The organism is Chondromyces apiculatus DSM 436, assembly GCF_000601485.1.
In the GTDB taxonomy this organism is placed as follows: domain Bacteria; phylum Myxococcota_A; class Polyangia; order Polyangiales; family Polyangiaceae; genus Chondromyces; species Chondromyces apiculatus.
Genome location: NZ_ASRX01000047.1, coordinates 71,714 through 83,720, shown reverse-complemented (window position 1 = coordinate 83,720; position 12,007 = coordinate 71,714). Strand labels below are relative to the sequence as shown.

General features: G+C 70.7%; 8 protein-coding genes. 4 read left to right on the top strand and 4 right to left on the bottom strand.

What is annotated here, in order from left to right:
* Positions 1-597 (top strand): cupredoxin domain-containing protein (locus tag CAP_RS52610; protein WP_197041367.1); only part of this gene is annotated, 597 nt, incomplete at its 5' end.
* A gap of 84 nt (positions 598-681) precedes the next feature.
* Here the strand turns inward: CAP_RS52610 and CAP_RS45605 are convergent.
* Complete coding sequence (locus tag CAP_RS45605; protein ID WP_052376002.1) at positions 682-2,160, bottom strand: serine/threonine-protein kinase; 1,479 nt, start codon at positions 2,158-2,160, stop codon at positions 682-684.
* Positions 2,161-2,595: 435 nt separating this feature from the next.
* On the opposite strand from CAP_RS45605, the gene CAP_RS26860 reads away from it, so the two are divergent.
* Positions 2,596-5,619: a beta-propeller domain-containing protein gene (locus CAP_RS26860; protein ID WP_044246151.1), complete on the top strand. Its 3,024-nt coding sequence runs from the start codon at positions 2,596-2,598 to the stop codon at positions 5,617-5,619.
* Between the two features lie 88 nt (positions 5,620-5,707).
* Positions 5,708-6,631, top strand: a complete 924-nt coding sequence (locus CAP_RS45600; protein ID WP_052376000.1) for a PAS domain S-box protein — start codon at positions 5,708-5,710, stop codon at positions 6,629-6,631.
* 66 nt (positions 6,632-6,697) lie between these two features.
* Here the strand turns inward: CAP_RS45600 and CAP_RS26850 are convergent, their stop codons facing one another.
* Entirely contained in the window at positions 6,698-7,897 is a 1,200-nt protein-coding gene (locus tag CAP_RS26850) for a hypothetical protein (RefSeq protein WP_156041166.1), read from the bottom strand.
* Between the two features lie 51 nt (positions 7,898-7,948).
* Positions 7,949-8,590 carry a glutathione S-transferase family protein gene (locus CAP_RS26845; protein WP_044246148.1) on the bottom strand — a complete coding sequence of 214 codons (642 nt, stop codon included), beginning with the start codon at positions 8,588-8,590 and terminating at the stop codon, positions 7,949-7,951.
* 144 nt (positions 8,591-8,734) lie between these two features.
* Between CAP_RS26845 and rlmN the strand changes: the two genes are divergently transcribed.
* Positions 8,735-9,916 (top strand): dual-specificity RNA methyltransferase RlmN, encoded by a 1,182-nt coding sequence (rlmN, locus tag CAP_RS26840; RefSeq protein WP_044246146.1) that lies wholly within the window; start codon positions 8,735-8,737, stop codon positions 9,914-9,916.
* Positions 9,917-10,060: 144 nt separating this feature from the next.
* On the opposite strand, the gene CAP_RS26835 is transcribed toward rlmN, so the two are convergent.
* On the bottom strand, positions 10,061-11,848 hold the full coding sequence (locus CAP_RS26835; protein WP_081865293.1) for a M14 family metallopeptidase: 1,788 nt from the start codon (positions 11,846-11,848) through the stop codon (positions 10,061-10,063).
* Positions 11,849-12,007 lie beyond the last annotated feature (159 nt).

Genomic DNA, 12,007 nt, shown 5'->3' with positions numbered 1-12,007 from the left:
GGCGGTGCTGGCGGCGGCGAAGGCGGCGGCGGCGCTGGCGGTGGCACGGGCGGCGCTGGCGGCATGGGCGACGGCGGCGCTGGCGGCGGCACGGGCGGCATGGGCGGCATGGGCGACGGCGGTGCTGGCGGCGGCACGGGCGGCGCTGGCGGCAGCGGTGGAGGCACCCCCGGCGATGACGGTGACGCATGCACAGCCAACGCCGATTGCATGAGCGGCATGTGCTACGGCGACGTGTGCGTGGCTAGCCTGAACGGCTGCGACATCGACACCGCGACGGACATGACACAGATGTCAGGCGCGACCATCACCCAGACCGGCCAGACCTACAACCCGAAGTGCCAGAAGGTCACGGTGGGCACGGTCCTCTCCGTCACCGCCAACTTCGTGTCGCACCCCTTCACGGCGGGTACGATCGAGGGCGGGGTGCGCATGCCGTCGACCGAGGGGCCGTTCGATCCGCCGACGAACACCGGGGGCGCCGGCACCACGGTGACCTTCACGATGAGCGAGCAGGGGACCTTCCCCTACTACTGCAACGTGCACGGCCCCGGCGGCATGAACGGCGTCGTGTTCGTGGTGCCTGACGCTCCCTGAGGCAGCGTCACACGTAGGGGGCGCCCTGCCTCCCGCAGCGTTCACGCGCAGTCACCGCATGACGTCGCGCGACTCCCTCCCTGCCTATTTCTTGTCTGCCCACGGATCGCGAAGATCCCCCCCATGCTCGGGAGGAGCCTCGCCTGTGGACGCCGATGCCTTCGGTGAGACCGGGAGGGCTGGCCGTGGAGGACGTGCTGACGGCTCCACCTTGACCGAAGGCTGACTGGCCGCGGGGCGCGGCATCAGGAGGTCAGCGTCCCGTGGTTGCGCTACAGAGGCGGCAGCCTCGACGCTGGTGCTTTCAGGTGAAGCTGCGGGCACCGTCGGGGTGGGCGCTGTCGTCGCCGCGGGCGGTGACGTGCTCGCAGCGGGCCGCGCGTCGGCGCCTTCCTGTCGCTCCTGGGCCTCTCTCTCCTCGGGTGCGCGTGCGCCCCTGAGCAAGACCACGCCCACCAGGAGGACGCCTGTCACGAGGATCCCGAGCGCGATCCAGCCGAGCCTCGCACTTGCCTTCTTCTGCTCCGTGGGTGGCGCTCCGGGCACCACCCCGGCCAGCAAGGTTCCCCTGGTTCCCTGCGCGCTGAGCCCTGCGGGAGTCGCGCCTCCCGGAGGGTCTCCGCCGTAGCCGTTCCCCTGCGGCATCGTGGCCGGCGCGGGGATGCTCGCAGGGGACGGGCCTGGATAACTGGACGAAGGAAAGGAATCGCGGGGGCCGATCTCGGCGGCGTATGCGAACGCCGTCGACAGCTCGACTGCCGACTGGAAACGCGCCGTGCGGTCGCGTGACAGCGCCTTCGCGAAGAAGCCATCGAGCCCTGCGGGCAGGCCAGGGACCAGATCCGCCACCCGGGGCGGCGGCTCGACGAGGATGCGCGCCAGGACAGCGCCGAAGCTGTCTCCCGTGAAGGGCAACCTGCCCGTGATAAGCTGGAACAGGATCACGGCGAGCGACCAGAGATCGCTGCGCCGGTCCAGGTCCTTCTCACCGCGGACCTGTTCGGGGCTCATGTAGAAGGCTGTCCCCAGCACCTCACCCGTCCGGGTGATCTCGCCCGTCGGGGCGCCTCCCGTCACCTTGACGATGCCGAAGTCGAGGACCTTGAGGATCTCCTCGTCATCCACCCGGGCGAGGAACAGGTTGCTCGGCTTGAGATCACGGTGGACGAGCCCCTCGTCGTGCGCCCTGCGCAACGCCTTGGCGGCATGGCTCGCGATGCGTGACACCTGCAGGAGATCGAGGCGCCGCAGTCGCTTTAACCGGGTGCCGAGATCCTCACCGCGGAGCAGCTCCATGACGAGGTAGGGGAGGTCCCCGGCCATCCCGAAGTCTTTCACCTGCACCACGTGCGGTGATTCGAGACGCGCTGCGATGCGGGCCTCACGGTAGAAGCGCGCGCGGAAGTCGTCATGCCTGGCCATCTCCGCGTCCATGAGCTTGATGGCGACCTGCTGGTCGAGATCGACGTGTCGAGCGACCCAGACCGCACCCATGCCCCCGCGCGAGAGTGGACGCTCGATGCGGTATTTGCCGCCGATGATGGACCCAGGCTCGATGTGCATACGCTCTGGCGGCGCTGCGCCCAGGCTGACCTTCTAGATCGCCCCCACCTGGACGTCCATTGCCCCATCTTCTCGTAGAATTCGGCTGCAACAGGACGGTGGAGCTGCCCTCGCGACTGACGGCAGGACGTCGGTCTGTGCCGCTCGCCCTTCACCGCTCCCCCGGGACGCGCCCAAGCGTGGCAGGATCAGCCAGTCGACTGGGGCTTCAGACCTCCGACCCTGGCACGGATGCGAGGTTTCTTGCTCAACCTGGCACAGGACACCCTGGCACACACCGGCGGCAGCCAGGGGATGTGGCCCCCTTTTCTCGAAAGCCCGCGGAAATGGCCCAGAGGCACCGCTGGCCCGCCAGTTGCATTACCTCCCTGCGTTCCAGAGAACACCGTCACCGGGCGCTCTGGCGCTCACCCTTCAATTCTTCCGGAGCGAGCCATGAACCTTCGCAACCGAGCCTTCCTTGAATGCGCAGCGGTGCTGATCGCCGCCACCGCCGCCGGCCTCGCAGGCTGCCAGAGCGGCAGTGAGCAGCCCATCCCCGGCGATGGCCACGACTTCATCTCCGACAACCCCCAGAGCGCGAACAACTCGGGGGGGGAGGAAGACGGCGGCACGGCCACGGGTGGCGAAGCTGCGCCGTCCGCAGGTGACGATAACTCCGCCAGCGATCCGGAGCGCGCCATCTCCGAGGCGGACATCATCCAGATTCACGAGAACAAGCTCTACGCGCTCTCGCAGTACGGTGGGCTGAGCATCATCGACATCTCGGTGCCCGACCAGCTCACGCTGCTGGGACGATACGCCGGCACCGGCGGCACGCCCTTCGAGATGTATTTCCAGGACGGCGTCGTCTACGCGATGTTCAACGCCTGGGGCGAGTACGTGTGGGACGCGGCGAACGGCACCTACGAGTGGGCCCAGTCGAGCCACATCGAGGCGCTCGACGTCGATGACCCCGGCAACGTGGTGCAGCTCGGCTCCTTCAACCTGCCGGGCGCCATCTCCGACTCGCGCATCGTCGGCGACGTGCTCTACGCCGTCACCTACGAGAACGGCTACTGCTGGGACTGCAACAACACCCCCACCACCGCGATCACCTCGCTCCGCGTCGGCAACCCCGCGTCCATCGCGGTGGCCGACCAGCTCACCTTCAGCGAGAGCGACCCCTACGGCTACGGCTGGAAGCGCAGCGTGAGCGCCACGGCGGAGCGGATGTACGTGGCCGGCGTCGAGTGGGACGGCAACGGCGAGGGCCACTCCACGATCCAGATCGTGGACATCTCCGACCCGCAAGGGGACCTGGTGCTCGGCGCCAGCGTGGAGGCGGCGGGGCAGATCGAGAACCGCTGGCAGATGGACGAGCACGAAGGCGTGCTGCGGGTGATCAGCCAGCCCGGCATCTGGTGGTCGGACTCGGTGCCCGCGGTGCAGACCTTCACCGTGACCTCGTCGCAGAGCATCCAGCCGCTCGGCTACCTGGACCTCGTGCTCCCCATGCCCGAGACGCTGCGCTCGGTGCGCTTCGACGGGGAGCGGGGCTACGCGATCACCGCGGAGCAGACGGACCCGCTGTTCACCATCGATCTGAGCAACCCCGCGCAGCCCGTGCAGATGGGCGAGCTGGTGATGCCCGGCTGGGTCTACCACATGGAGCCCCGCGGCAACCGGATCATCGCGCTCGGGTTCGACAACGCCGATCCGGAAGGCTCGCTGAACGTGTCGCTGTTCGACGTCTCCGACATGTCGAACCCGACCATGATCAAGCGCGTCGGGTTCGGCGGTGACTGGGCGAACCTCGCCGAGGATCAGGACCGCATCCACAAGGCGTTCACCATCCTCGACGATCAGGGCCTGATCCTCGTGCCCTACGCGGGCTGGGACTACGACAGCAACGGCTACTGCGGCTCCTACCAGAGCGGCATCCAGCTCGTCGACTTCACCCAGAACTCGCTGACCAAGCGCGGCATCGCGGAGTCGCGGGGCCAGGCGCGGCGCGCCTTCCTCCACGGCGAGCGGCTGTTCGCGGTCTCCGACGACGAGGTGCGCACCTTCGACATCGACAACCGCAGCGCGCCCCAGCAGACGGCCTCGAAGACGCTGGCGACCATCTCCAACCAGTCCGTGCAGGTGGGCGACATGGTGGCGCGCCTCAGCGCCGACTGGTGGACGAGCGCAGCGCGCATCGAGCTGGTGCCCGCCGCCACGCCGGATCAGGCAGCCGCGATCGGCAGCGTGGACCTCGGCTCCGTCACCTCCTCGCAGGGCTGCTACAGCTACGGCCTCTACAACGCGCGCCTGTTCGCGAACGGGCAGCACGTGTACCTGGTCTGGCCGAACGACATGGGCGACGCAGCGCGGGTGCTGGCGGTCGACGTGACCAACCCCCAGAGCCCGACGCTCGCTGGGCAGACCGAGGTGCCGCTGTCGCCGAACGATCTGTGGGGCTACTACGGCCCGATCGTCACCTCGGGTGACGTGGTGGTAAAGGCGGGCAACGCCCTCGTCTTCCGCCGCACCGACGCGCAGCCGTACTACTACGGCTACGACTACCCCTACGGCCCCATGAACCCGCCGGGCGCCTCCACCCAGGAGGCCTGGCTGGAGGTCGTCGACCTGTCGAACCCTGGTCAGCCCACCCACTCGGCGACGGTGGCGCTGCCCGAGGCGAGCGGCCACACGCCCCTCCGCGTGGACGGCTCCACGGTGCTGCTCTCGCACTGGGTGCCGCTGCCCGAGGACGACACCAAGGCACGCTTCTACCTCGACCGCGTGAACCTCACGGTGCCCGGCCTGCCGGTGGTGCTCCAGCCCGTGAACGTCCCTGGCTCGCTCGTGTCGTTCGACGGGAGCACGGGCCGGCTGCTCACGGTCGACTACCAGCGCCTGACCCAGCCGACCGTCTCGTACGAGGAGTGCTACACGACCTTCGGATACGACGCGATCTTCGAGCCCATCGTCCCGGATAGCTGGACCGGGCCCGGGATCTGCCGGTCGGTCAAGCGGTCCCTCAAGCTGGCGCAGATCCAGGGCCACCTGGCGACGCTGCTCGACTCGCACGCCCTCGAGGACGGCACCTCGCTCTCCAGCGCGTTCGTGGGTGAGGACCGGGTGTTCTTCCCCGCGCAGAACCAGGTCTGGTACGACGTCGCTGGCCCCTACTGGACGGGCTCCAAGCTCTTCGTGGTCGGCGGCATGAACGACGGCGCGCTCGCGGTCGAGGAGCTCTCCAGCGAGGAGCTCGGCTACGCCTCTCCGGTCGCCGTGCACGGCAACACGCTCCTCAGCACCGGCTGGGCGCCGACCGGCCTGTGGACGCTCGACGCCTCGGACCTCGACAACCTCGCCTACGAGCAGAAGGCCGAGCTTCGCGGCTACGTCAACCACATCACGGTGGTCGGCGACAAGGCGCTCTGCTCCCTCGGGTCCTACGGTCTCGAGACCGTGGACCTCGCCGACTGACCCGTCCCCCCCGGCAGCGCAGCCCGAGACCGGGCTTGCGCTGCTCCTGCGGCGGCGGTTAGGGTGACCACATCAGGCCCCGCCGCAGATGGATGCCCCCTCCCAGCTCGATGCGCCCGTGGCCCAGCTCCGGGAGCGCCTCCGCCGCCTCGCCACCCTGACCGCGCACGCGCCAGGGTCCGCCGAGGTGGCCGAGGCGCTCGACGCGCTCGATGCGCTGGAAGCCGGGCTCTCCCGCCAGCGCTCCGCTCCCTTCGAGACCAGCTACCTGAACAACATCCTCTCCTCGATGAGCGACCTGCTCATCCTGGCGGGGCTCGACGGCATCATCCGCATCGCCAACCCCGCCGCCCGGAAGCTCACCGGCCGGGGGCCCGAGGATCTCGTCGGGCAGCGGCTCTCCCTCATCTTTCCCGACCTCTCGCCGCCCGACTTCGGCGACATCCTGGGGCGGGACGGGGTGCACGACGAGGAGCGCGTCTGCGTCACCCGCTCGGGCGAGGTGCTCCCGGCATCGCTGTCGGCGACGGTGGTGCGCGACGCGACGGGGCGGCCCGAGGCGCTTCTCTGCGTGGCGCGCGACCTCAGTGAGAGCAAGCGCATCGAGGAAGAGCGGCACCAGCTCTACGAGGCCGTCCAGCGCCAGGAGATCCTGCTGGAGGAGCTGTCGACCCCGCTCCTGCCCATCGCCGATGGCGTGCTCGTCGCGCCGCTCGTGGGCCCGGTGGACGCCCTGCGCGCCGCGCGGCTGACGGAGGCGCTGCTCCAGGACGTGATCACCCGGCACGCGCGCGTGGCCATCGTCGATCTGACGGGCGTGCGCGAGATCGCCGCGGAGACGGTCGCCGGGTTGATGCGCGCCGTGCAGGCGGTGCGCCTCCTCGGCGCCCGGGCCGTGCTCACCGGGCTCCGCCCCGAGGTGGCCCGCTCCCTCATCGAGCTCGGCGCCGACCTCTCCGGGGTCCCCACCTTCGGCACGCTGCAGGCCGGCATCGCGCACGCCGTCCGCTGACAAAGAAGCGCGGCAAGCCGACGACGCGGGAGAGCCGACCGGAAAAGCGTCGCGAGCGCCCCGCTCTCACCCCCCCGGCGTCTCACGGGGAGTGCCAGCCTGGGTCAGGGGGCGCCCCAGGTACTCGGCGGCGAGGGCGTGGTAGTAGCGCGCCTCGTCGAGGGCCTCCCCGGCCACGGTGAATGCCACGCACTCCGCCGAGAGCTCCCGCACCTCACGCGCGAGCACCTCGGCCCCGTCGGGTGGCCTCGCGGCCTGCTGCCCCGGCGCGGTGACCATCTGGGCCGCCTTGACAGCCTGCGCTGCGTGGAGGGCTCCGGCTGCCGCCTTCGACGAGAGCAGCCCCCGCTCGCTGCCTCCGCGCACGGCCGCGAGGAGCTCGCGGCGGCTCGGCCCCCGCGCCCCCGTGCTGACGGCCACCCGCGCGTCCTTCGCCGGAGGCGGACTCTCTTGTCGGCTTGCGCGCTCGACCGCGATGCGCAGCGCGCGATCCAGCTCGCTCCCCCGGGCGAGTGCGGCGGCGCAGCGCTCCTCCCCGTCGGGGATGGATAGCTCCGGCGCCATCCGCGCCGCGATGGGGGACGCACCGATCGTCATCGCCGCGATCCCGAACGCGCTCAGCCCCACGAACACCACCCCGTTCAGCCGCCGCCGCTGCCGCGCCAGGGCGTCGCGCGCGATCATGGCGGCCCAGAGCCCCACGATCGTGGCTGCGGTGTACAGCCCGGCGATGACGCGCACCACCAGGGTGCCTCCCGACGTCGGGAGCTGACCCGCGAGCACGCTCGCGTCCGGGGTGATCCGCTGCAGCCACGGCCGCACCTCGTCGACCAAACCCCGCAGCACGCCAGAGACCTGTTTCGCGTGGGTCTCCACCGCCTCTGCCGTGCTTCGCAGCTCGGCCTCCTGTCCCCGCGCGAGCGCCTGGCGAAGCTGCTCGGCGCTCCCGCGGAGGGCATCGAGCTGCGCGGGCATCGTCACCGGGGCGCGCACCGCGAGCCGTGCCGTGGTGCGCTCGGCCTGCTGGATGACGAGGCGCAGCTCCGCGACGGCCGCCACCACCGCGGGATCCTCGCCCACGCCAGCCTGTCCGGCCTTCACCGCGCGGCTGTCGTCCACCGCAGCGATGGACTTGGCGAGCATGCGGACCGACTGCGCGAGCACCTCCGGCTCTGCCTTGTCCGCAGGCCCGCATGCCCCGCACACCCCGCAGCCGAGGAGGAGCAGGAGCGACATCAGCCTGAAGGACCACGGAGATCGACGCATCACACACGCAGACCGGGAGACCGGGCGAGCGCCCGCGCGCAGCATAGATCGTCAAGGCGCGCGGAGGTCGATGATCCCCTCTCCCTGCGCCTCGTCCCAGCTCGCCCGCCGCCGGATCGCGTCCCGGTAAGCGCTCACGTGCGGCCAGCGCCCCGGCTCGTCGACGCGGGTGCCGCGCAGCATCATCGCCGCCACACCCACCGAGCAATCGGCCAGAGACAGCGCATCCCCGAGCAGGAATTGACGATCGGCGAGGTGCCCGTCCAGCAGATCGAGCGAGCGCGAGATCTCGCGCGCGGCCTGCTCCGCCACCCCCTCCCCCATGCCCGGGCGGCCGAGCCTGGGCGCCACCACATCGTTCCACCACAGCGTGCTGCACCAGGAGGACATGCTCCCGCTCTCGAAGAACAGCCACTGCATCGCGAGCGCCTCGGAGGTCGCCACGTTCGGCCAGCGCGGCGTGTCGCGGGTGCGCCCCAGGTACACCAGGATCGCGTTCGACTCCCGCAGGGTCAGGGCTCCGTCCTGGAGCACCGGCACCTTGCGCTGGGGGTTCACCCGGGCGAAGGCCTCGGTCTGGTGCTCGCCGCGGAAGACGTTCACCTCCACCGCCTCGTACTCCATCTGCATCTCGGCCATGGCGAGGCGCACCTTGAGGGGATTGGGCGAGTGGACGAACGTGTAGAGGCGCATCCAGTCGCCCTAGCTCAGCCCCTCGGGGGCGACCAGCCACGCGCGTCGGCATACGTCGGGTTGCGTCGGCGCGCGTCGGGCCCACTGCCTCCCGGGGACAGCGCGCCCCTTGCCGCTCCCTCCCACACGGTTTACTTCACCGCGGTGACCTCCGCCGTCTCGCCCGTCGCCCGCCTCCCCGAAGAATGGGAGACCTCGCTCCGCGCCCGCGGCGAGCGCGCCTTCACGGCGAAGCAGGTCTTTCACTGGATCCATCGGCGCGGCGTCCTCGAGCCCGCCTCGATGACCAACCTGTCGGGCCGGCTCCGCGAAGCCCTCGCCACCGAGGGTCTCGGCACGGTCGCCACCGTGGAGCGCATCCACCGCGCCGCCGACGGCACCCGCAAGCTGCTGGTCCGCCTCCGCGATGGCGCCACCATCGAGACCGTCCTCCTCCCTGCCGTGACCGGCCCCGGCGCGCGCGGCCCGCTCGCCGATGCCGACGCCGACGAGGACGACGAGGACGACGACGAGCGCGGCGACGACGCTGCGGCCGAGACCGCGGGCAAGATCCGCGTCACCCAGTGCATCTCCACCCAGGTCGGCTGCGCCATGGGCTGCGTCTTCTGCGCCAGCGGCATCGCCGGCCTGAAGCGTCACCTCGGCGCCGACGAGATCGTCGCCCAGGTCCTCCTCGGCCGCGCCCTCCTCGACGAAGGCGAGGCCCTCCGCAACGTGGTCTACATGGGCATGGGCGAGCCCCTCCACAACTACGAGGCCACGGCCCGCTCCCTCAGGCTCCTCACGCACCGCGAGGGCATCTCGCTCTCCAGCCGCCGCGTCACCGTCTCCACCTCGGGCCTCATCCCGGAAATCGCCCGCCTCGGCGCCGACTTCGGCGGCCAGATCGGGCTCGCCATCTCGCTCCACGCCGCCGACGACGAGGCCCGCGGCGCCCTCATGCCCATCAACCGCAAGTACCCCTTGCCGCGCCTCCTCGAGGCCCTGCACGCCTACCCCCTGCCCCGCCGCCGCCGCATCACCATCGAGTACACCCTGGTGTCCGGCAAGAACGACGATCCCGACGAGGCCCGCAAGCTCGTGAAGCTCCTCCGGGGGCTGCCGGTGAAGGTGAACCTCATCCCCATGAACCCCATCGAGGCCTCCCCGCTCGGCCCCCCTGACTGGGCGCGCGTCGAGGCCTTCCAGCGCGTCCTCATCGACGCCGGCTACTCCTGCTTCATCCGCCGGCAGCGCGGCGACGACGTCTCCGCCGCCTGCGGCCAGCTCGTCCTGCTCGGCGCCAAGCCCAAGGTGAAGGGTTTCCGCGCCGCCCCTTCGAGCTAGTCGCGCCCCCGCGCGTCCCAAGAGCTGACCGGGAAAGCGTCGCGAGCGCCCCGCGGCCAGGAAGGCCGACCGAGGAATCCACCTGGATTTCGAGGGAGGCCGACCGACGACGCGGGGTGCGCAGCAGCTTTGCCGGTCGGCTCTTCAGCCCACGTCGACGCGGGCCTCGACCTGCCCCATGCGCACCGACCGCGCCCGGAGCACCACCGCGCCTCGCCCCCGCACCACCCAGCTCACCCGCCGGCGCGGCGCCTCCCCCGAGGTGCGCGCCATGAACGGCACCGACGACTTCTGGTAGCCCCCCCATCCCCCGAGGTGCCCGACCTCCTGCTCCGTGTCGCCCGCCAGCAGCTCCATCCCCTCATCGAGAGCGATCCCCGCGCGCACCGGCTCGTTCCAGGGCAGCGCCCGCGACGACGACAGCACGTACGTGGGCAGGAACCCCACGTTCTCCACCGTCGCCTCCACCCGCGTCAGCCCCTCGCCGATCGACGAGAGCTCGATGCTCGCCAGCCGGAGCCGCGGCCCGAGCGCCGAGAGGCGCAGGAAGAACCGCGCCTGCGCCGCGCACAGCTCCGGGAGCCGCTCCGGAGGCGGGTTGACGATGCTGAAGTACGGATCGTAGCCGCCCACCTCCACCGGCCCGAGCTGCGGGTGCTCGAAGGCGCGCCACGGCCGGAGCAGGCGCCCCTGGTTGTGCTCCTGGTCCCAGCGCCCGATGCGGATCACGTCCTCGCGCGTGCGCCGCTGGTAGTTCCACACGAAGGGCCGGAGCACCTCCACCCCTGCCTGCTTCCAGAAGTCCCACAGCTCGCAGACCATGCTGACGGCGCCGCGCTGCGTGTACGCGAAGCTCGCCAGATCCCCCGCGAGCGGCGTGTCCGGCTCGTAGGTGAACTCCTCGAACATGCTCACCATGGGGTAGCCCGTGAACCGCTCCGCCCACTCCCCGAGCAGGTGGTAGAGTTCCAGGTCCTGCGGGTTCATCTTCTTGTCCACCCGGTCCCCGGAGGGGCGGATGTACACGCCGCCGAAGGTGTGCAGGTTGAGCCAGGCGAAGATGTGCGGGCTCCGCGTGGCGAACTCGGTGATCGCGCGCGACTCCGGCTCGCTCGTCGCAAACGCGCCCGCGCCTTGCTGCCTGGGCTCCGGTGCCCAGCCATACGGAAAGTTGCGGTTGAGATCCGTCTCGTTGTCCGAGAGGTACGAGGGCGCGGGGACGGTGAACCCATCCCAGTGCTCGATGAATCCTTCCGGGTAGAGGGTGTAGTACGGTCCGGGATCCTCGATGCGCCTGGGGAGCATGAGGCCGGGGATCTCCGGCGAGGCCACGAAGTCGCCAGCCGGGTCCTCACGCCGCATCAGGTAGGCCTTGCCGTCCCCGTCCACGTCTGCGTGCCGCCAGTACGGCTCCGAGCGCCCGAGCCGCCCGTCGCGGGGCAGGGAGCGCACGTAGACGTCGGTCTGCAGCACCTGCTCCGCGCCATCCGGCGAGACCCGCGGCAGCACGTAGAGCAGGATGTCCTCGCGCACGATGTCCGCGAGGTGCGGCGGCAAGTCGTGCAGGGGCGACGCCGGATCGAGGTGGGCGCGGATCGCATCCTCGGCGATGGCGAGCGCGACGCTGGACCCCGAGAACTCGGAGGCGTGCATGTTGCCATCCACCCACGCCGCGGGCCTGAGCCGGTCCGGCTCGGGGCCGATGGTGAGGAGCCACAGCGCGCGCCCCTCGGTGGTGGTGCCGATGCTGCTGACCCGGACGAGGTGGGGGAAGGCGTCAGCCCAGGCGTGCACCTGGCGGGTGAGGTCGTCGTAGGAGAGGTAGCGGCAACGAAAGCCGAGAGAGAGGGCTTCGAGAGAGAGCGCCGCAGAGGTGGCGACGGCAGAGGCAGGCGCGTCGGGGGCGGGGCTTGTTCCTCGTTCGGACACCATGGATGCGGCCATGCCGCAGGGGGTCGTGGAGGGCAAGGAGACAAGCGCAAAAGGCATCGTCCACCTGCGGGTGACTGGACCAGCTCGGGGTGCTCCAGACCACGCGCGGCTTGACGTGAGACCGGGACGCAAGGCGAGGGGCCAGAGGCATCTCGTGTG